Below are 20,676 nucleotides of genomic sequence, written 5' to 3'. Positions count from 1 at the left end.
CGGCACAGGCAGACGCGGCCCGACCGCTCGGCAGAACCATCCCCATCGTGCCGCATGCCGGCGGTGATCCGGCGAGTGGTCCAGAAGCGTCGACGCGCAACTGTTCCATTATTCCGGACTTCCGGATATATTGATTCCGTGACGACGCCTCAGGACTCCTCCGCCGCCGAGCTGCTCGCTCGGGTCAGCGCGCTCGAGGCGCGTGTCGCCGCGATGGAGGCGGGCTCCGACAGGGGACGCACCATGGACGCCGCCTCCGACGTCTCCGCCCCGACCGCGACGTCCGGCACGCCTGCCACGCCGCCCGCCTCCGCCGGGCAAGCGCCTGCGGCCGAGGCGGAGGACCCGTTCTGGGCGCTGACCTCTCTGAAGGAACACGCCCCCGCCCCCGGCGCGGTGGTCTTCGCCGGGGCGGTCGACGTCGGTGCGGGGCATCTCGAGTACCAGTGGGGCCGCCCCACCGAGCACCTGCTGGCCGTGGACTGGGCTGAGCATGCCGAATCGGTCGCGGCGCTCGGGCACCCGCTGCGCCTGGCGATGCTGCGCCGCCTGCTCGACGGGGAGCACGCCGTCGCCCAGCTCGTCGACGAGCTCGAGCTGGGCTCGACCGGCGTCGCCTACCACCACCTCTCCGCACTGCAGGGCGGCGGCTGGGTGACCTCTCCGCGCCGCGGCAGCTGGGCCCTCGCCGCATCGCGCGTGGTCCCCCTGCTCGCCATCGTCACCGCTGCCGAGAAGGGCTGAGCATGCCCGACGTCCCGCTGGAGCGCCGACCCGAGCGGCCACCCACACCTGATCCACCGGATCCCACGTCCGGCCCCTCCAAGCCCACGTCCGGCCCCTCGGTGCCCACGTCCGGCCCCTCGCCCGACCCCGCCCCTCGATCGACGCCCGATCCCTCGCGCCGCGCCGTTCTCGCCGGAGCCGCGGGGGCAGCAGCGGTCCTCGTGGTCACCGGGGTCGCGGCGGGCCCCCGCCCGGCCCGTCTGGGCCCCGTGCACGGCGACGCAGAGCTCGCTGCCGCCCTCCGCCCGCACCTGGATGGGCACCACCGGGTCGCAGCCGCGGTCCTGGACCGGGACCAGCAGCGCTTCGCCGGGTTCGGGGCCGACGAGACCACCGAATTCGAGATCGGGTCGGTGACCAAGACCTTCACCGGCGCCCTGCTGATGGACGCCGTCACGCGCGGCGAGGTCTCCCTGGATACGACGGTCGCCGAGATGCTCGGCGACCGCGCCGCCGGCGCCGAGGTGGCCGACGTGACGCTCGCCGAGCTCGCCTCCCATTCCTCCGGGCTCCCCCGCCTCCCGCTGACGACGCTGCTGACGAGCCTGCCGATGATCGCGCTGCGCAAGGACTCCTATCTGGGCAGTTCCGTCGACGACGTGATCGATGCGGCGCTGAGCGCCTCCCTGTCCGATCGCGGGGAGTACGGCTACTCGAATCTGGGCGTCGCCTTCCTCGGTCAGCTGCTGGCGGTCCGAGCCGGCTCCACGTGGCAGCAGCTGCTCACCTCCCGGCTGCTCGACCCGCTCGGCATGTCCGGGACACGCGCCCCGTTCGACCTCGAGGACGTCGGCGCCGATGCCCCGCGCGGCCGCATCCGCTCGGGCCTGTCCGCCGGAGCCTGGACCATGCACGGCTACGGCCCGGCCGGTGGGATCCGCTCCACCGGGCACGACATGGCGCTCTACCTGGCGTCGATGCAGGACGGATCGAACCCCGGCGCCGCCGGCCTGGAGCCGCGCGTGGACCGCGGCGAGGGCCGTTCGGTCGGGATCGTCTGGGGCATCCGGCGCACCGACAGCGGCGAGGAACTCATCCAGCACAACGGCATGACCGGCGGGTTCGCCGCATTCTGCGGATTCAACCAGGACTCCGGTCGCGGCGTCGTCCTGATGACCGCCTCGGCCCACTCGCCCGACGACCTCGGAGTCGGCATCATCGACGGGAGCATCGACCTATGACGCTGCTGCTGACGGTGATCGCCCCGCTGTTCCTCCTGGCGACCCTCCTCCCTGCTGCCATCGCCCAGCTGAGGCATTGGACGGGTCCGCGCCGTGTGCTGATCGAGGCATGCGGGGCCGGGATCGTGCTGATCGCCGGGTCGCTGGTCCTCCCGATGGCGGGGTGGACGGCGATCGCCTGGTGGGCGGTCCTGGCCCTGTGTGCGGCGGCAGCAGGGGTGGCGACCTGGCGCGCGTCGACCCGACCCGCCCCGCGCCGCGAGGACCTCGCCGGGCGCGCCGCGGTGAACGCCCACCCGGTCGGCGCCCGGGCCCTGCTCGGCAATACGGCGATCTGGATGCTCGCCGCCGTGGTGGTCCTCGTCGGCGGGTGAGAGGACGGCGGCCGCGGCGGCACGAGGCCCCGCGCGGTGGCGCGATGCCCCGCGCGGTGGTGCGAGGCCGCGGCCCGGGCGGATGGCGAGCCGCCGTCGGTCAGCGACGGATCGGCAGCCAGTCCAGGACGTCCTGGATGCCCTGGTCCCAGAAATCCCAGGTGTGGTCGCCGGGGCGCAGACGCGCGGTGAGGTCGACGCTGCGGTGCTCGGCGGTGTCGATGAAGCGGTGGTTCTGCTCGACCAGGGCGTCCTCGGTCCCGCAGTCCAGGAACAGGGCGGGCAGCGAGAGCGGATCCACGGCGCCGAGCCGGCCCAGGAGGTCGTCGGCGGTGCCCGCGATGCCACGTCCGCCCCAGATGCGCTCGGCGAGGTGGCCGGTGTGGTGCTCGAGCCCGAGCGTGGCCGGATCCAGCGCACCGGAGAGGCTGGCCGCAGCGGCGAAGCGCTCCGGATGGTTCAGCGCCAGCTTGAACGCACCGAAGCCGCCCATCGAGAGCCCGGCGACGAACGTGTCCTCCCGGGCGGTGGAGACGCGGACAGTGCGCGCGACCAGCCGCGGCAGCTCCTCGGCGACGAAGGTCCAGTACTTCTCGCCCACCGCCTCGTCGGCATAGAAGGAGCGGCGCACCTCGGGCATCACCACGGCGATGCCCTTCTCGCTGGCATAGCGCTCGATCGAGGTGCGGCGCTCCCAGATCGTGCAGTCGTCGCTGAGCCCGTGCAGCAGGTAGAGGACCGGCACGCCCGGGGCCGCGGCGCTGTGCCCGTCGGCCGCACCATCCCCCTCGGCCCTCGCAGCCCCGTCGGCCCCCTCCATGCCGATCCCGGAGGCGGCCTGCGGCATCAGGACCACCATCGAGGTGCCCATTCCGAGGGACTCGGAGAAGAAGTCGGTGCGCATGCGGATCATCGGGGGAGCTCTCCATCAGGGGTCGGCGTCGGGCGGGGCGTCGGTCGTGCAGCTGATCCCCGGTGTGCGAGGGGCCAACCCCATTGAACACCGCACGCCTACGATGGCGACATGAACACCACGGCGCCGTCCTCCCCGTCCTGGATCCAGGACGCGATCTGCTGGCAGGTCTATCCCCTGGGCTTCTGCGGGGCACCCCCGCATCGCGAGGACCTCGAGGGCGAGGGGTACGGCGGGGCCGCGGGCGAGAACGTCGTCCACCGGCTGCCGCGGCTGCTGGGCTGGCTCGACCATCTCGTCGGCCTCGGCGCGAACGTGCTGCTGCTGAACCCGATCTTCGACTCCGTCTCCCACGGCTACGACACCCTCGACCATCGCCGGATCGACCCGCGGCTGGGGAAGGACGAGGACCTCGACGCCCTGGTCGCCGCGTGCCACGAGCGGGGCGTGCGCGTCGTGCTCGACGGCGTCTTCAACCATGTCTCGGATCGGCATCCGGTGGCGCGCCGCGCGATCTCCGTCGGCCCGAAGGCTCCCGAGGGCGCGCACATCCGCTGGGCCGGCGAGCAGCCCTACGGCTTCGAGGGCAATGCCGACCTGGTCGAGCTGGAGCTGGAGGATTCCGTGGTCCAGGACGCGGTCGTGGACGTCATGACGAGGTGGTTGGACCGCGGGATCGACGGCTGGCGGTTGGATGCGATGTACTCCGCGGGGGCCGCCGCCTGGGCGCCGATCCTCGAGCGGGTCCGCGCCGCGCACCCCGGGGCATGGCTGCTCGGGGAGGTCATCCACGGCGAGTACCCGGAGTTCGCGGACGCCTCGGGCGCGGATTCGATCACCCAGTACGAGCTGTGGAAGGCGATCTGGTCCGCGCTGCATGATCAGAACCTGTTCGAGCTGGCCCATGCCCTGGGTCGCCACCAGGAGTTCCTCGAGGCCGACGGCGGCGCCCACCCGCTGACGTTCGTCGGCAACCACGACACCACCCGCATCGCCTCCCAGCTTGAGGACGGCCGTGACCTGGCCGCCGCGTACGCCCTGCTCGCGCTGCTGCCGGGCGTCCCCGCGGTCTATGCGGGCGACGAGTTCGGCGCGATCGGGGTGAAGGAGGAGCGCGCCGGCGGCGACCACGCGGTGCGGCCCGCCTTCCCGGACGATCCGGCCGACGCCGCCGACGGGACCCATCTCGCGGTGCTGCACCCCGCAGCCGCCCCGCGGATCCTCGAGGTGCATCAGCGCCTGTTCTCCCTGCGCCGCCGCGAGGCCTGGCTGGCCGGGGCGAACGTCGCGGTGCGCGAGGAGACCCTCGAGAACACCTACGCCGAGATCGTGCTGACCCCCCGCTCGGCCGACGGGGACGCCGCGCCTCTGACCCTGGTGCTGAACCTCGGCGAGGAGGACCGACCCGCCCCCGGCCAGGTGCTCGAGACGGTCAGCGGCGCCGACATGCTCGACGGCGTCGGCCGGGCCGCGGACGGCATGGTGCCCGCCCATGGGATCGCCGTGGGGCGGTGAGGGGCGCCCGCTGAGGAGATCCACACGGCGCGGAGAGAGCGTCGATGGGCGCCGCGGACGCCGCTGACGCAAATCAGCCGAGAGCGTAGCGAAACTGTAGAGGCATCCAGATCCGTCTTTATGTCCTTCCTACCAGGCGAAATGCAACCCCATACGCAAATGTCGCCGGGTCGGTCTACAATTCCCGCATGAACGGTGCCGATGGGCTGCGAGTCCCGAGCTTCCTCTTCGACTCACCCCTCGCCTCGAAAGCCGTCGCCCTGTAACGACTTCGCGGCGGCCTCCCTCGGACGACCGAGCATCTCCCCGGCTGTTCTCCTACGCGATGATCCGCACCAACGGCTTCGCTCCTCACGTCGAGTACCAGACGGTCAACCCCACGACGGCCTTCGGAGCTGATCGCGGACAGTACTGCGAACGCCTCTCCGCAGCCGACACTCTCGACAACGATGCCCTCGTCGAATGGGCGGACTTCGTCCTCGACGGGCTGCTCCGCGATCTCGAGGCGCTGCACCACCTGGCTCAAGGGGGCGCCTTGAGCCGCCTGGTCACCTCGTCGATCGACCGAGCACTGCGTGCGGCCCAACTCACTGGGCCCGAGGCTTCCGCCTTGACCGCCGTCGCATCCGGGACGCCTTTTCGGTCGCGAGATCTCACCACGGCTCTCGGACCGGACGCTTCTGCCCGTTCGCGACTCATCCGCGCTCTGCTCGAGCGCCACTCCTCAGAGAACACACACGGGCCCGGCGTAGGCTTCGGGGCCATGAGCACCGCGATCAAACCCGCCGAGTCCGTGAACACCGCCTCCGTCGTCACCGCGGGGCTGATCGGCGGCTGGCTGACCGCCCGCGAGACCGGCATCCGCCCGCTCGGCGGCGTCGTCCTGGCCGCCGCCGGGATCTACGCCGGCCGCACCTGGCTGGCGCGCCGCGGACCCGCCACCACCGCCGTGCTCGGCGCGACCTACGTGGTCGGCTTCGGCCTCTCCCACCCGCTCGCGAAAAAGATCGGCTCCTGGCCGGCGGTGCTCACCGTGACCGCCGCGACCGCCGGCGCCGCGGCGCTGCTGTCCGACGCCGCCTACGGCGAGTGGACCCCCGCCGAGCCCGACGCCTGAGCCGGCGCGCGGCAGCCGCGGCGAGGACCCGCGCCCCTCCTGCCGCCAGGATCCGCCCGTCGCACGAGGCACGCCGGCGACCGCTGTCGACGAGGTCATCGGTCGTCGGCATCGTGATGCATCGACGACGCGGCGCTGAAGCGCTATCCATCGTGGGAATAGTTGACTAGGCTAAGACACCGTTCCCGACCGCCGGGACAGCGCATATCCACTGAGGTCCCCTTTCCCCATGCTCGGCACCATGAGTCGCCTCTGGCAGACGGTCCGCCCCATCCGATTCCGCCTCTATCTGGGCCTGTTCAGCGCCCTCGCCGCCTCCCTCGTGGCGCTGATGATCCCCCAGGTCCTCGAATTCATCGTCAACCGCCTCGAGACCGACGCCGTGGCCTCGACCATCTGGACCGGGGGCGCGATCGTGCTGGCCCTCGGCCTGGTCGAAGCGACGCTGATCTGGATGCGGCGCACCTTCGCCGTGGCCCCCTCGACCACGGTCGAGAAGCAGATCCGCGTGAACTTCTACGAGAAGCTCCAGCACATGCCCGTGTCCTTCCACGACGGATGGAGCTCCGGCCAGCTGCTCTCACGCATGCTCAGCGACATCAATCAGATCCGTCGCTGGATCGCCTTCGGGATGATCATGGTCGTGACCAGCTCGGTGACGATCGTGGTGGGGATGGCGCTGCTGTGGCGCTCCTCCGGCATCCTCGCGATCATCTTCTTCCTGGCCGCGGTGCCGGTCTCGGTGATCGCCTACCGCTTCAACCGCAGCTTCTCCGTGCTCTCGCGCCGCGCCCAGGACCAGAACGGCGACCTGGCCACCACCATCGAGCAGTCGGTGCAGGGCATCCGCGTGCTGAAGGCCTTCGGGCGCGGCCCCACCGCGCTCGAGGACTTCACGGATCAGGCCGACGAGCTGCGCCGCACGGAGGTGCGCAAGGCCACCGCGATCGCGCGCTTCGACATGTCGATGTTCATGCTCCCCGAGCTCGCGCTCGGCATCGCGCTGCTGGCGGGGCTGTACCTGACCGCGAACGACGCGATCACCACCGGCCAGCTGGCCTCGTACTTCGCCACCGCCACCTTGGTGGTGGGCCCGGTGCGGCAGCTCGGCATGCTGCTGGGCCAGGCCGTCAACGCGACCACGGCGCTGGACCGCCATTACGAGGTGATGGACGCGGCCAATGCGATCACCTCACCGTCGGACCCGGCCCCCGTCGATCCCGCCCGCGCCGTGGGCGCCGTCCGCCTGGAGGGCGTCCACTTCCGGTACCAGGACGCCCCGGACCACGTCGGCGACGTGCTGGACGGCGTGGACCTCGAGATCCGCCCCGGCGAGACCATGGCCCTGGTGGGCGTGACCGGCAGCGGCAAGTCGACCCTGCTGCAGCTGGTGCCCCGCCTGTACGAGGTCTCCGGCGGCTCGCTCACCATCGACGGCGTCGATGTGCGCGCCATGGACCTGGTCGCCCTGCGCACCCTGACCGCCTTCGCCTTCGAGGACGCCACCTTGTTCTCCGACTCGGTGCGCGAGAACGTGCTGCTGGGCGCGAACCCCGCGCTCTCCGACCCGGAGCGCGAACAGCTGCTGGACCTCGCTCTGCGCACGGCCGACGCCACCTTCGCCTTCGACCTCCCCGACGGCGTGGACACCCCGATCGGGGAGGAGGGGATGAGCCTGTCCGGCGGCCAGCGCCAGCGCCTCGCCCTGGCGCGCTCGATCGCGGCCAAGCCCGCGGTGCTGCTGCTGGACGATCCGCTGTCCGCGCTGGACACCAAGACGGAGGAGACGGTCACCACGCGCCTGCGCGAGGTGCTCGAGGGCACGACGACGCTGATCGTCGCCCACCGCACCTCGACCGTGGCCCTCGCCGACCGGGTCGCGCTGCTGGACCGCGGCCGCGTGGTCGCCGTCGGCACCCACACGGAGCTGCTGAAGTCCTCGCCCCGCTACCGCTGGGTGATCGCCAATCAGGCCGAGGAGGCCCGACGCGACCAGGACATCGAGACCCTCACCGGGGAGCTGGAGCTGGCCGCGATCCAGCGGGCCGCCCGGGACGAGCCGCCGACCGCGGGCCCGGAGGGCACCCCCTCGGCCGCCCCACCGGGCGACCCCGCGACCGACGCGGACCGCGAACAGGCCGTGACCGCCGGGACTCCCTCCGTCGGGGGCCGACGGCCCGAGGGCGAGGACGGGGAGGAGCAGCGATGACCGCCACGGTCGAGAACAACCGCGATGACGAGCAGCACACGCCGGACGCCGCCGAGGTCAAGGACTCTCGCCGACGCTCCTTCGCCCTGCTCGGAGAGCTGATCTCCCCGGTCAAGGGCCAGTTCGTGGTCATGGGCATCATGGTGGTGATCGCCCAGCTGGCGGTCGTCGCCGGTCCCGCCATCATCGGCTGGGGCATCAACACCGGCCTGCCCGCGCTCCAGGCCGGGGATCCCGGCCGTGCCATACAGGCCGCGGCGCTGACGGTCGCCGCGGCGGTCGTCGGCGGCGTGCTGACCTTCGGCTACGTGCGCCAGTCGGTGGTGGTCGGCCAGCGCATGCTGCTGGCGCTGCGCCGGAGGGTCTTCCGCTTCACCCAGCGCCAGGACCTCGAGTTCCACGAGAGCTACACGTCGGGACGCATCGTCTCGCGGCAGACCTCCGACATGGAGGCGCTGCGCCAGTTGCTGGACTCGGGCGTGAACGTCATGGTCGGCGCGTCGCTGTCGATGGTGTTCACGATCGTGCTGATCGTCTGGAGCGACTGGGTGACCGGGGTCGTGATGCTCCTGATGCTGATCCCCTGCGTGCTGCTGACGATGTGGTTCCAGAAGCGCTCCAGCATCGAGTACCGCGCGATCCGCACCCACTCGGCGCGGCTCATCGTCCACTTCGTCGAGGCCATGGCCGGCATCCGCGCGGTCAAGGCGTTCCGCAAGGAGGACCGCAACCAGAAGGAGTTCGACACCCTCGCCCAGGACTACCGCGACGCCTCGCTGCGGTCCGTCAACGTGTTCGGCATCTACCAGCCCGCGCTGCGCATCCTGGCGAACGTCACCATCGCCGCCGTGCTGGTCGTCGGCGGGTTCCGTGCGCTCAACGGGGACCTGGAGGTCGGCACCCTGGTGGCGCTGGTGCTGTACGCGCGGCGCTTCTTCCAACCGGTCGACGAGATCGCGAACTTCTACAACGCCTTCCAGTCCGCGGTCTCGGCGCTCGAGAAGATCGCGAACCTGCTGGCCGTGCAGCCCCACGTCCAGGAGGCGACCGAGCCCACGCCGCTGCCCGCCTCCAGCGGCAAGATCGACTTCGAGGACGTCTCCTTCCGCTACACGGCCGACGGGCCGCTGGTGCTGCAGCCGATGGACCTGCACATCCCCGCCGGGCAGACGATCGCCCTGGTGGGCCAGACCGGTGCCGGCAAGTCCACCGTCGCCAAGCTCATCTCCCGCTTCTACGACGCGACCGAGGGCAGCGTGCGACTCGACGACGTGGACCTGCGGGACATCTCCATGGAGGATCTGACCCGCAACATCGTCATGGTCACCCAGGAGGCCTACCTGTTCTCCGGGACCGTCGCGGACAACATCGCGCTCGGCAAGCCCGGGGCGAGCCGCGAGGAGATCGAGACCGCGGCGGAGGCCATCGGAGCGGACTCCTTCATCGAGCAGCTCCCCTACGGCTACGACACCGACGTGAACAAGCGCGGCGGGCGCGTCTCGGCCGGCCAGCGCCAGCTGATCTCCTTCGCCCGCGCCTTCCTCGCCGATCCCCGCGTGCTGATCCTCGACGAGGCGACCAGCTCGCTGGACATCCCCTCGGAGCGGATGGTGCAGGAGGGGCTGACGAAGCTTCTGGGGCACCGCACCTCGCTGATCATCGCGCACCGCCTGACCACGGTGATGATCGCCGACCGTGTGCTCGTCGTCCACGGCGGCGAGGTCGTCGAGGACGGCTCCCCCACCGAGCTGGTCGCCGCCGGCGGCCGCTTCGCCGCGCTCTACCAGGCGTGGCAGGAATCGATGTGAGGCGCGTGCCCGGACGGCTCGCCCCGTGACGTCACCCCGCTCTCCCGCGCCGTCGTATCCACTGGCGCTGGGCGAGCAACGAGCCGTTCACACGGCTCCTGCGTGCTCGCCCCGCGCCGGTGGATGTCACGACGAGGCGCCGAGCAGCGCCAGCAGCTCCGCGGTGACGCCCTCGACCTCCACCGGCACCTCCGGCCGCCGGAACTGCTCGGGGGTCAGCAGGAAGCGCTGTTGGAGCACGGCCGGGCCGGGCTCGGTGGACATCTGGGTGCCGTTGTCCGCGTAGCCGCAGCGGCGCGAGACGGCGAAGGAGGCGTCGTTGCCCATCACGGCGGCCGACTCGGCACGCTGTGCTCCCAGGTGGTCGAAGGCGACGGTCAGCATCGCCTGGCGCATGAGCGTGCCCCAGCCCTTCCCGTGCGCGTCGCGCGTGAGCCAGGAGCCCGAGGTGACGGTGCGGCGTTCGGCGAAGCGGTGCGCGGCGATGTCCTGGCACCCGATGAGGCGCCCGTCGGCCCAGATCCCCAGCGGCATCGTCCACTGCTCGGCGGTCAGCTCGGCGCGCAGCCGCCACTGGAAGCGCAGCGCCTCCCGCACCCGGGTGTCGGGGTCATGGCGGTACCAGCCGAACACGTGCGGGGAGTCGGGGTCGGCGAAGATCGGCCGACGGATCAGCGCGGCGTACTCCGGCAGGTCCGCGTCGGCGAGCGGACGCAGGGTGAGGTCCCCGGCCGTGATGACGAGGCCGAAGGGCGGGTGCACGGTGGAGAACGGGGCGAAGGCGGTCATCGCCCCAGGGTAGAGAGCGGGCTCGCCGCGGGCACGCGGTTTTCGTCGGCCGCGGCAGGAGATGGACGGAGGGGCCGGCCGCCGCAGCGGCCGACCCCTCCGGTCGATGGTGCGCTCCGCGATTGCGGGGCGCGGGGTCAGGCCCCGGCAGCGACCGGGACGCGCGATCCGGCATCCTCGGGTGCCGCGGACGCCTCTCGCGTCTCCTGCTGCTCCCCGGCCGATGCCGAGCGCTCGGCATGGGAGACGGCAATCTTGCGGGGCTTGGCCTCCTCGGCCATCGGGATGCTCAGCCGCAGAACGCCATCAGTGTAGCTCGCGTCGATCTTGTCGAGGGCGACGCGGCTGCCCAGGGTGAGTTGACGGGCGAAGGTGCCCGACGGGCGCTCCCGGGCGAGCCAGGCGCGTGCTCCCTCTCCGTCGGCGGCGGGGACCGGGCGCTCGGCGCGGATGGTCAGGGTGCGGTCCTCGACGTCGACATCGATGCTGGACGGGTCGACGCCCGGCAGGTCGATCTCCGCCGTGAAGGCGTCGCCGTCACGGTAGAGGTCCATCGGCATGCCGACCGAGGCCGGGGTGCGGGCGAGGTCCGAGAAGAGTCGGTCGACCTCGTGGAAGGGGCTGAGGGTGCGAGCCATGGGTGTCCTCCTGGTGTGCTCTGGGGTGGCGCCGTCGAGGCGCTGACACCGGGTCCAACTCCCTGAGTCACCACCGTATTCCAAAGTTGAGCGTCAAAGACTCATGTCTTGTGCGTCACGGCTGGGGTGCGCCGCCCCTACAGTGGAGTCCATGGCGATCGACGTGCTGCTGACCGGGTTCGAGCCCTTCGCGGGGGCCGCCACGAACGAGTCCTGGGAGGCCGTGCGCGGCGCGGCGCCGCAGCTGCGCGAGCACGGGCTCGTGGTGGCCGCGGTCGAGCTGCCGGTCGAGTTCGGCCGCGCCGGGGACCTGCTCGCGGGCGCCGTGCGGGAGCATCATCCGCGGCTCGTCGTCGCCGTGGGACTCGCCGCCGGACGCCGCGGCATCACCCCCGAGCGGGTGGCGATCAACGTGCGCGATGCCCGGATCCCCGACAATGCCGGCGCCTCTCCCGTCGACGAACCCGTGGTGCCCGGCGGCCCGGTCGGACACTTCACCGTCCTGCCGATCAAGGCGATGGTCGCGGCCCTGTCGGAAGAGGGCGTCCCCGGCTCCGTCTCGCAGACGGCGGGCACCTACGTGTGCAACGACGTCTTCTACCGTCTCCAGCACCTGCTCGCGGCCGACACGAGCCTGACCGGCATCCGCGGAGGCTTCGTCCACGTGCCCGCGGCCGAGGTGATCGATGCCGTCACCGCCTCACGGGCCCTGGCCCTCTTGGTGAGGGTCGCCCTGGACACGCCGACCGATCTCGAGCGGGCCGGTGGCACCGAGCACTGACTCCGGCTCCGAGCCGCAGCACCCGTAGCAGACTCCCGCGCAGACGTCCACGGGGGTGCACGAACACTGTGCACATCGGCTCTCACTATCCACCGTGACGGTCTGTCAACACCGTCTCGACGCCTGGATCCAGACGTTATCCACAATGTTGTCCACAGACGGGGACGAATGACAGACTTGTAGTTTCGCAGGTACGGGCGATGTGGACGGCGTGTCGGATGTCAGGGGTCCGGGGTGTCTGCTGACCGATCAGTCACCTCGGCTCCCCCACACTGCTGCGCCGCGAAGACCTCGCCGTCACCCCAGGTCATGAAAGTTTCGTGACGCCTGGGGCCTGCCCGACCCGCGTCCTCCGGAACGGGCCGGCCAGAGAGGACGCGCTGGCCAGGAGCCGGTGCACCGTCTGCGCTCACGTCGTGATGCGTCGGGCTGTCGGTCCACCGCACCCACCTTCTGTCCACAACGAATCCTCGGTTATCCACAGCAAGTCCCTGATCGTCCCCCGCCGATCGCTCTTCGTCCCCAATTCCGTCCACAACTGGGGATAGTCACACCGGTGTCATTCACGTCGGCGACGGTGTGCGAGATCCCGCCGAGGCGGCGGTGGGCGGCATCGCGATCCGGGGACGCGGCATCGCGGGTCCGCAGAACGGGCATCTCAGACCCGCGGAGGCGGTGCCTCGGCCCCGTGGAAGCGGCATCCGGGGCCGGCGGACGGGGCATCCGGGGCCGGTGGAAGCGATGCCTCGGACCGCAGGGCGGCCTCTCGGCTCGGAGGAACTCTGCTCAGGCCGGGAGGGTCAGGGTCTTGACGACGATCAGCACCAGGCACAGCAGCACCATGGCGGCGATGGCCCCGGCGTGCAGCAGCGCCGAACGCTTGGCCAGGGCCTGCCGGTCGGCGCCGGGGGCGGCCTTGGGGCGCAGGGCGAACAGGGCCGCCGTCAGGAGGCCGCCGACCACGAGTCCGCCCAGGTGCCCCTGCCAGGAGATGTTGGGGAACGTGAAGGTGATGACGAGGTTCAGGGCGATCAGCACGACGATCTGCGCCGTCTGCCCGCCCAGGCGTCTGTTCACGATGAACATCGCCGCGAACAGGCCGAACACGCCACCGCTGGCGCCGAGGGTGCCGGAGTACCAGGCCTGGCTCATGGGATCGGCGATCAGGTAGACGGCGGTGTGCCCGCCCAGCAGGGACGTGACGTAGACGCCGGCGAACCGCGCATGGCCCATCGTCGGTTCGAGGTACTGGCCCACGACGTACAGCGCGTACATGTTCAGCAGCAGGTGCATGATCCCGCCGTGCAGGAAACCGGCGGTCAGGAACGTCCAGGGCATGGCCATCGCGTACCCGGGCACGAACAGGCCCAGCCCGTAGACGATCGCGGGCACTGCCATCTGGCCGAGGTAGGCGAGCACGCACAGGCCCATCACCGTGTAGGTGACCACGGGCTTGCCACGGCCCATCCCGCCGCCCATCGCGTTGCGCGGGCGCGAGGCGGCCTGCTGCTTGCTGATCTCCCGTTCGCAGTCCACGCACAGCACGCCCACGGACGTGGGCCGCTGGCAGTCCGGGCACGCCGGGCGGTCGCAGCGCTTGCAGCGCACATAGCTCACCCGGTCGGGGTGCCGGGGGCAGACGGGGGGTGCCTGCTGCTCCGGGTGGTCCTCGGCGCTGTAGCCGTAGCTGGGGCGTTCCATGGGGGCCATTCCACCATGGGGAGCTGGGCCGGCGCCGGGCCCCGGGCGGCGAGGAGCGCGACGCCTCGCTCAGGGCGCGGCGTACGGGAAAGCGGCGAAGAGCTTCTCGAACCGTCGGCGCTGCGGGTCGCTGATCGGCCGCTCGGCGGACAGGACGAGCCGGCGCCGCCCCGCCGTGCCGGTACGTGTCCAGGTGCCGACCATCTCGCCGCGACGGATCGCGGAGCGCTTGAAGATCCCGTTGTTGCCGGGCACGAGCGCGCGGTGCCGGGCCTCGTCCATCAGGTAGAGCCGGTCGCGATAGCCGAGCACGAGCTCGTCGAACCCCGGCAGCAGCAGTTCCCGCATGGTCTCCTTCTCCGCGGCGGCGTACTCCTGGACGAGCCCCGGTCGCCACCACAGCTGCTCGCCATCGCCGCCGCGGGCCGCGGCGGCGGTGGTGTGGAGCCTGCCGTCGCGGTCGGCGTAGCCGGTCTCGAGCTGGTCGGTGATCCGCGGCAGCGCGGCGCGGATCGTGCGCAGCGGCAGCTTCGACCACCAGGCGAGGTCCCGCTCCCCCGCCGGCCCGTGGCTGAGGAAGTACCGTCGGGCGAGCTCGCCGGCCGCCGCGGTCTCGTCCCCGCCGAAGGTCCCGTCGAGGTCGCTGCCCGTCGGCAGCCAGCTCCGCGCCAGCACGATCGCGGTCTCCCCCTCCCGCCACGGTCCGTAGGCGGCGACGCCGACGGAGATCAGCTCGCTGAGCAGGTGGTAGCCGCGGCCCTGCCCGGTGTCGATCCCGGCCGCGTCCCACGCCGCGAGCAGGTCCTTGCGCAGCACCCCGCGGCCGCTGCCCGGTCTCGAATGCTCTGTCGCGATCTCCTCGAGCACCTCGCGGGCTCGGCCCACATGGTGCTCGGCCAGGTCGAGCTGTCCGCGCCGGGAGATCGCCGCTCGCAGCGGGGCGGCGGCGCACAGCTCGGTGAGCCAGGCGAGCGTGTCGGCGGCGACGGCGAACACCGTGCCGCGCATGGGGTAGCCGCGCACGATCCCCCCGCGGTCGAAGGCCGCGAGCACCCCCTCGAGGTCTCCGCCGGTGCGCAGCGCGAGGGAGGCCATCACCCCGGCCAGGTCCTGGCCCTGGTGCGCCCCGAAGGCCCGGGCGGCCTCCGTCGGGCCCGCGAAGCGCGACGGCCCCACCAAGCCCTGGGCGAGGATCCGGGCACCGGCCAGATGTCGCTGCGTCATGGACCGAGCGTAACCAGCACCACCGACGCCCCACCGGCGAATACATCGATCGGTTGATCCGGGGCCGGCCCGACCTCCATAGCGTGAGAAGCACCCCCGTCCGGGGACCGTATCCCCTGCCGCCACCAGCGGTTTTCTCACGAAGGACCCACCGTGCCCGCACCCACCCGCACCACCGGCCGTCACCGGGCCGTCGACCCCGCCCCCACCGACCCGTCGGCCGACGGTCGCCTCAAGGACGCCGCCCCGGAGCCCACCGGGGCCGAGGATCCGCCCGGCCCCTTCGACCGTGCCGGCATCCGGATCGCCGCCGCCCTGACGGGCCGCCGCTCGGCCTGGGTGATGCTCGCCGTCTTCGTCGCGCTGCTGGTCGCCATGGCGGGAGGTCTGCGCGGCGCCGGCCCCGCCGCCGGCATGGACGCCCTGCCCGGCGCGTCGGAGTCCTCGCGCGCCGCCGCGATCGCGGACAGCATGGAGGACAACCGGTATCAGCCGGTGTTCGCCGTGGTCACCCGCGACGACGGCGCCGAGCTGACGGCCGACGACACCAGCGCGATCGAGACGCTGCGCGCAGACCTCGCCGAGGTCTCAGGCCGCGACGCCGTCGGCCCCATGCCTGCCGAGGACGGCGAGGCCGACCTGGTGATGACCACGGTCGATTCCGAGGCCGACGACGACGCGGTCGACGCGATGATCGCCGATCTGCGCACCGCGGCCGACGAATCCGCCCCGGCGCAGCTGACCGTGTCGGTCACGGGCGGTCCCGCCGTCGGCTCCGACATCCGCGGTGCCTTCTCCGGCGCGAACTTCACGCTGCTGGCGGTGACCATCGCCGTGGTGGCCGTGCTGCTCCTGCTGACCTACCGCTCCCCCATCCTGTGGCTGGTGCCGCTGTCCGTCGTCGCCCTCGCCGACGGCGCCGCGGGCGCCCTCACCTCGATGCTCGGCGAGCAGTTCTCCCTGGCGTTCGACGCGGGCGTGATCAGCGTCCTGGTGTTCGGCGCGGGCACCAACTACGCGCTGCTGCTGATCTCCCGCTACCGCGAGGAGCTGCACGGGACCACCGACCACCGCGCCGCCCTGGCCACCGCGTGGAGGCGCACCGCCCCTGCGATCATCGCCTCCAACGTGACCGTGGTGCTGGCGCTGATGACCCTCCTGTTCGCGGTCATGCCCGCCACCCGCGGGCTCGGGATCGCCGCTGCGGCCGGCCTGCTGGTGGCGCTGACGGCGGTGCTGTTCCCGCTCACCGCCCTGCTCGCCGTCGTGGGCCGGAAGGTCTTCTGGCCCTTCGTGCCCCGGGCGGAGAACACCGAGAACGCCGCCGACCGTCGGAACGACGCAGAGCACGGGCCGTTCGCGGCCGTCGCCCGCACCGTCACCCGTCGTCCGGCCGTCGCCGTCATCGTCTCGGTGATGCTGCTGGGCGTGCTGGCCACGGGCCTGATCGGCACCCGCGTGGGGCTGTCGCAGGATGAGCAGTTCGCCTCCTCGAACGAATCCTCCATCGGATTCGCCGCGATGGCCGAGCACTACGGCGCGGGGGAGAGCGCCCCGCACCGGATCGTGGTGCGCGAGGAGGCGTCCGACGCCGCCGTGGAGACCGCGGAGACGGTGCCGGGCATCGACCGGGCCTCGGTCACCGGCACCACCCCGCACGGCTGGGCCGTGCTCTCCGCGGTGGGCACGGCCGAGCCGGAGTCCCCGGCCGCGATCGACGAGGTCGAGGGCCTGCGCGATGCCCTGCATGCGCTGCCCGGGGCGGACGCCCTGGTGGGCGGGACCACGGCGAGCGCCTTGGACGTCCGCGCGGACTCCGCCCGGGACCTGCTGGTGGTGGCGCCGATGATCCTCGCGGTGGTGCTGCTGGTGCTGATCGCTCTGCTGCGGGCCGTGGTCGCACCCCTGGTGCTGCTGACGGTGAACGTCGCGAGCTCCGTGGCCGCGATCGGTCTGGGGCTGTGGGCCGGCCGGCTCCTGTTCGACATCCCCGCGCTGGATGTGACGGTGCCGCTGCTGGCCTTCCTGTTCCTGGTGGCCCTCGGTGTGGACTACACGATCTTCCTGGTCCACCGCGCCCGCCACGAGGCCGCGACCCACGGGACGACGCAGGGCATGGTGCGGGCCGTCGGCTCCACCGGCGTGGTCATCACCAGCGCCGGCGTGGTGCTGGCCGCCGTGTTCGCCGCTCTCGGGGTGCTGCCCCTGGTGGTGCTCGGCCAGCTGGGTCTGATCGTGGGCCTCGGCGTGCTGCTGGACACCCTGGTGGTGCGCACCGTGCTGGTGCCGGCGCTGTTCGCCCTGATCGGGGACCGCATGTGGTGGCCCTCGCGTCCGGCCGCCGCACACCGCGCCTGACCGGCGGAGCCCCGCCGCACGCAGAACCGCCCGGCCCTCGGCAGGAGGGACGGGCGGTTCTTCCCGCGAAGCCGGCCGCTCGCTCAGCGCGAGCGCGGCCGACGCCGGGTCACTTCTCGACGGTGACCTTCTCGATGACGATGTCCTCGAGAGGACGGTCGCGCATGTCGGTCTTGGTGACGCCGATCTCGTCGACGACCTTCTTGGAGTCCTCGTCGACGACCTGACCGAAGACGGTGTGCTTGCCCTGCAGATGCGGGGTGGGGCCGACGGTGATGAAGAACTGCGACCCGTTGGTGCCCGCGGGCTTGCCGGTGATGGCGTTCATGCGCTTGCCGGCGTTGGCCATGGCCAGCACGTAGGGCTCGTTGAAGTTCTTCTCGGAGATCTCGTCGTCGAAGGAGTAGCCGGGACCGCCGGTGCCCGTGCCCAGCGGGTCGCCGGTCTGGAGCATGAAGCCGGAGATCACACGGTGGAATACCACGCCGTCGTAGAACGGGCGGGTGACCTTCTCGCCGCTCTCGGCGTCGGTGAACTCGCGGGTGCCCTCGGCGAGGCCCACGAAGTTGTCGACGGTCTTGGGGGCATGGTCGGGGAACAGCTCGAGACGGATGTCCCCGCGATTGGTGTGCAGAGTTGCGAACATGGCGCAATCTTCGCACAGACGACCTCGCGCGCGGCATCGGCACACTCCGGCGACCCGTCGGCCGGAGCCGACCGTTCGGCAGGGAGCGAACCTGACCATTGTCCGAGGAGCACCCATACTCGGTCGCGTTAGAGTTGTCCCACACGGGTCGCGTCATCCTCCGGGATGCCCCGACCCAGGGACCACCGTCGGCCCGACCCGACGGATTCGACCGAAAGGGGAACCTCATGGCGCTGACCTCCAAGCGTGAGACCAAGAAGGCCAAGAAGCAGGCCCAGAAGACCGCCGAGGCTGCCGGTTCGACCGGGCAGCGTGCCGAGAAGGCCGTCGAGGAGCTGCAGAAGCTCGCCGCGACCGTCGGCCCGGTCGTGTCCGAGGGTGCCCGCGAGGCCCGTTCGCGCGCGACCGATCTGGTCGATCAGTACGGCCCGGGCGTCGAGGAGCGGTTCCGTCAGCAGGGCGAGAAGCTCTCCGAGCTGTCCTCGTCCTTCGGCCCGCGCGCCGACAAGTTCAAGCAGGACGTGCAGGACGATTACCTCCCGCGCGCCCGCAAGACCGCCGAGACCACCGGCTCCGTCCTCAAGGCCGCCGTCGACGCGGCCCGCCAGGAGCTCGACAAGGGCCAGGGCGACATCAAGGCCGCCGCCCTGCAGCCGGAGCCGGCCAAGAAGAAGAGTCGCGCCGGCAAGCTGCTGCTCGTCGTCGGACTGGCCGCCGCCGGTGCTGCTGCGGGCTACATCGCCTGGCAGAAGACCCGCCCGGTCGAGGACCCGTGGGCGCCGCCCGCGGACTTCGCCCGTGCGCACTACCCGGCCTCCGCCTCCTCCGACGCGGACTCCTCCACCGTCTCCGACACCGTCGGCTCGGCCGACGCCGGGGACGTGGCCCAGTCCCTGAAGGGCGACGACCGTTCCTCGGACACGGAGCCCAAGGAGGTCAAGGTCGACTCGGATGCGGACGAGGCCGCCGCGAGCGACGACGAGAAGCGCGGAACCCACCGCGGCGACTCCTGAGCTCCGTCCCGGCGCTCTGAGCCCGCAGCATCCCGTGCACGGCGCGGCGATCCCGTCCTCCGACGGTGATCGCCGCGCCGTGTCTCTGTCTGCGCTCTCGCCCGTGATCACGCCCCGGCTCCGGCTGGCGCCCGTCTCCTCGGCCGACCTCGCGGAGCTGTTCGACCTGCATGCGGACCCCCGCGCCTTCGCCGAGGACCTCACCGAGCCGCTCACCGAGCTCGCGCAGATGCGCTGGGTGCTCGGACAGTGGATCGACAGCTGGCGCCGTCACGGGACCGGGTACCTCACGGTGCGCCCCCGAGCGACGGGAGACGGACGCCGGCCCCTGCTGGGCGTCGTCGGACTCACCCCGCTCACGGGCGAGCAGGCCCTCAGCGCGTACTGGCGCCTGGACCCTGCGGCGACAGGTCACGGCCTCGCCACCGAAGCGATGAGCGCCGTGCTCGCCCGCCCCGCGCTCGGAGCCCGCCATCACGAAGTGCTCGCCGTGACGGCTGCCGAGAACCTTCCCTCCCGCGCCCTCGCCGCTCGGCTGGGCTTCTCCCCCGCCCCGCCGGACCGGCCCGTCCCCGGCGATCGGCCGCGCGACGTGCTGCTGATCCGCCCGCCCGACGCACCGCTGTCGCGGCGGAGCACCACCTAGACTCGGGCGCCATGGACACCCGGTCCCTCTCGCCCCCTTCCCCGAGTGCCGGCGCCGGACGCTACGCTCCTTCTCCCAGCGGTGACCTGCACCTGGGAAACCTGCGCACCGCGATCCTGGCCTGGGCGCTGGCACGCCGCACCGGACGTTCCTTCCACCTGCGCGTCGAGGACCTCGATCGTGTGCAGGAGGGCTCCGAGCAACGGCAGCTGGCGGATCTCGCCGCCCTCGGTCTGGACTGGGACGGCGAGGTGGTGCGGCAGTCCGATCGCGGCGTTGCCCATGACGCGGCCATCGACAGACTGGTCGATCGAGGCCTGGTGTTCGAGTGCTACTGCACCCGCCGCGAGATCCAGGACGCGCCGAGCGCTCCGCACGCCCCGCCGGGCGCCTACCCCGGCACCTGCCGCGATCTCACCTCCACCCAGCGCACAGCCGGCCGCGCGCGGATGCGCCAGCTGCAGCGGGAACCGGCTCTGCGCCTGCGCGCCGAAGTCCCCGAGTGGACCGTCGAGGACCTGTGGGCCGGCACGGTCACGGGCGCGGTCGACGATCTGGTGCTGCGCCGGGGCGACGGGGTGGTGGCCTACAACCTCGCGGTCGTCGTCGACGATGCCGCCGCCGGGGTGGACCAGGTGACCCGGGCCGACGACCTGCTCAGCTCCGCACCCCGTCAAGCGCACCTGGCGCACCTGCTGGGACTGCCCGAACCCGGCTACGCCCATGTCCCCCTCGCGGTGAACACCGCCGGGGCACGGCTGGCCAAGCGGGACGGCGCGGTCACGCTGCGCGAACGGCGCGAGCGCGGCGAGTCCGTCGCGGAGATCGTCGGGCGCATCGGGGACTCGCTGGGGCTGCCCGACTGCCGCACCGCCGCGGACGTGCTGGAGCGCTGGGAGCCCGCGTCCCTTTCCCCGGGGTCCCCGGCGTCGGAGCCCTGGGTGGTGGACCTGCCCACCTGAGGCAGTTCGACCACC

The 20,676-nt window shown here is 72.0% G+C and carries 18 protein-coding genes; 12 read left to right on the top strand and 6 right to left on the bottom strand.

Going from position 1 to position 20,676, the window contains the following annotated elements:
- Positions 1–138 precede the first annotated feature (138 nt).
- The 3 genes from BH708_RS14640 to BH708_RS14630 are packed head-to-tail and all read left to right on the top strand — an operon-like array spanning position 139 to position 2,341.
- The gene (locus tag BH708_RS14640) at positions 139–744 is read left to right on the top strand and encodes a helix-turn-helix domain-containing protein (protein ID WP_253705347.1); all 606 of its coding nucleotides are present in this window, start codon (positions 139–141) and stop codon (positions 742–744) included.
- Between the two features lie 2 nt (positions 745–746).
- The gene (locus BH708_RS14635) at positions 747–1,967 is read left to right on the top strand and encodes a serine hydrolase (RefSeq protein WP_076809794.1); all 1,221 of its coding nucleotides are present in this window, start codon (positions 747–749) and stop codon (positions 1,965–1,967) included.
- Positions 1,964–2,341: a hypothetical protein gene (locus BH708_RS14630; RefSeq protein WP_076809792.1), complete on the top strand. Its 378-nt coding sequence runs from the start codon at positions 1,964–1,966 to the stop codon at positions 2,339–2,341. Before BH708_RS14635 ends, BH708_RS14630 begins: the two co-directional genes overlap by 4 nt.
- A 100-nt stretch (positions 2,342–2,441) precedes the next feature.
- On the opposite strand, the gene BH708_RS14625 is transcribed toward BH708_RS14630, so the two are convergent.
- Positions 2,442–3,254, bottom strand: a complete 813-nt coding sequence (locus tag BH708_RS14625; RefSeq protein ID WP_076809791.1) for an alpha/beta hydrolase family protein — start codon at positions 3,252–3,254, stop codon at positions 2,442–2,444.
- Positions 3,255–3,365: 111 nt separating this feature from the next.
- Between BH708_RS14625 and BH708_RS14620 the strand changes: the two genes are divergently transcribed.
- From BH708_RS14620 to BH708_RS14605, 4 genes are all read left to right on the top strand, one after another.
- A complete protein-coding gene (locus BH708_RS14620) occupies positions 3,366–4,769 on the top strand; it encodes an alpha-amylase family glycosyl hydrolase (protein WP_076809789.1) in 1,404 nt (467 codons plus the stop codon).
- Between the two features lie 763 nt (positions 4,770–5,532).
- Positions 5,533–5,886: a hypothetical protein gene (locus BH708_RS14615; RefSeq protein WP_076811360.1), complete on the top strand. Its 354-nt coding sequence runs from the start codon at positions 5,533–5,535 to the stop codon at positions 5,884–5,886.
- Positions 5,887–6,115: 229 nt separating this feature from the next.
- Positions 6,116–8,095 (top strand): ABC transporter ATP-binding protein, encoded by a 1,980-nt coding sequence (locus BH708_RS14610; RefSeq protein WP_083713627.1) that lies wholly within the window; start codon positions 6,116–6,118, stop codon positions 8,093–8,095.
- Positions 8,092–9,903, top strand: coding sequence for an ABC transporter ATP-binding protein (locus BH708_RS14605; protein ID WP_076809787.1), 1,812 nt, complete (start codon positions 8,092–8,094; stop codon positions 9,901–9,903). The genes BH708_RS14610 and BH708_RS14605 overlap by 4 nt, the downstream gene beginning before the upstream one ends.
- A 126-nt stretch (positions 9,904–10,029) precedes the next feature.
- Here the strand turns inward: BH708_RS14605 and BH708_RS14600 are convergent, their stop codons facing one another.
- Both BH708_RS14600 and BH708_RS14595 read right to left on the bottom strand, forming a co-directional pair.
- Positions 10,030–10,692, bottom strand: a complete 663-nt coding sequence (locus BH708_RS14600) for a GNAT family N-acetyltransferase (RefSeq protein WP_076809785.1) — start codon at positions 10,690–10,692, stop codon at positions 10,030–10,032.
- A 137-nt stretch (positions 10,693–10,829) separates the two neighbouring features.
- A complete protein-coding gene (locus BH708_RS14595; RefSeq protein WP_076809783.1) occupies positions 10,830–11,330 on the bottom strand; it encodes an Hsp20/alpha crystallin family protein in 501 nt (166 codons plus the stop codon).
- 151 nt (positions 11,331–11,481) lie between these two features.
- Between BH708_RS14595 and BH708_RS14590 the strand changes: the two genes are divergently transcribed.
- The gene (locus tag BH708_RS14590) at positions 11,482–12,111 is read left to right on the top strand and encodes a pyroglutamyl-peptidase I (protein ID WP_076809780.1); all 630 of its coding nucleotides are present in this window, start codon (positions 11,482–11,484) and stop codon (positions 12,109–12,111) included.
- A 786-nt stretch (positions 12,112–12,897) separates the two neighbouring features.
- Here the strand turns inward: BH708_RS14590 and BH708_RS14585 are convergent.
- Together BH708_RS14585 and BH708_RS14580 are read right to left on the bottom strand one after the other, a co-directional pair.
- Positions 12,898–13,812 carry a rhomboid family intramembrane serine protease gene (locus BH708_RS14585; RefSeq protein WP_076809778.1) on the bottom strand — a complete coding sequence of 305 codons (915 nt, stop codon included), beginning with the start codon at positions 13,810–13,812 and terminating at the stop codon, positions 12,898–12,900.
- 69 nt (positions 13,813–13,881) lie between these two features.
- The gene (locus tag BH708_RS14580; RefSeq protein WP_076809775.1) at positions 13,882–15,036 is read right to left on the bottom strand and encodes a DNA glycosylase AlkZ-like family protein; all 1,155 of its coding nucleotides are present in this window, start codon (positions 15,034–15,036) and stop codon (positions 13,882–13,884) included.
- Between the two features lie 153 nt (positions 15,037–15,189).
- Here BH708_RS14580 and BH708_RS14575 point away from each other — a divergent pair, with 153 nt between their 5' ends.
- On the top strand, positions 15,190–17,394 hold the full coding sequence (locus BH708_RS14575; RefSeq protein WP_253705345.1) for an MMPL family transporter: 2,205 nt from the start codon (positions 15,190–15,192) through the stop codon (positions 17,392–17,394).
- Between the two features lie 109 nt (positions 17,395–17,503).
- Here the strand turns inward: BH708_RS14575 and BH708_RS14570 are convergent, their stop codons facing one another.
- The gene (locus BH708_RS14570) at positions 17,504–18,040 is read right to left on the bottom strand and encodes a peptidylprolyl isomerase (RefSeq protein WP_076809773.1); all 537 of its coding nucleotides are present in this window, start codon (positions 18,038–18,040) and stop codon (positions 17,504–17,506) included.
- 227 nt (positions 18,041–18,267) lie between these two features.
- Here BH708_RS14570 and BH708_RS14565 point away from each other — a divergent pair, with 227 nt between their 5' ends.
- From BH708_RS14565 to gluQRS, 3 genes are all read left to right on the top strand, one after another.
- Positions 18,268–19,053, top strand: coding sequence for a hypothetical protein (locus BH708_RS14565; protein WP_076809772.1), 786 nt, complete (start codon positions 18,268–18,270; stop codon positions 19,051–19,053).
- Positions 19,054–19,156: 103 nt separating this feature from the next.
- Entirely contained in the window at positions 19,157–19,699 is a 543-nt protein-coding gene (locus tag BH708_RS14560) for a GNAT family N-acetyltransferase (RefSeq protein ID WP_172805762.1), read from the top strand.
- A gap of 11 nt (positions 19,700–19,710) precedes the next feature.
- Positions 19,711–20,661 (top strand): tRNA glutamyl-Q(34) synthetase GluQRS, encoded by a 951-nt coding sequence (gene gluQRS, locus BH708_RS14555; RefSeq protein ID WP_076809768.1) that lies wholly within the window; start codon positions 19,711–19,713, stop codon positions 20,659–20,661.
- Positions 20,662–20,676 lie beyond the last annotated feature (15 nt).

Origin of the sequence: Brachybacterium sp. P6-10-X1 (assembly GCF_001969445.1) — a bacterium.
Lineage (GTDB): Bacteria > Actinomycetota > Actinomycetes > Actinomycetales > Dermabacteraceae > Brachybacterium.
The sequence above is the reverse complement of the archived record's forward strand: the minus strand, read 5'-3'. Positions and strand labels throughout refer to the sequence as shown.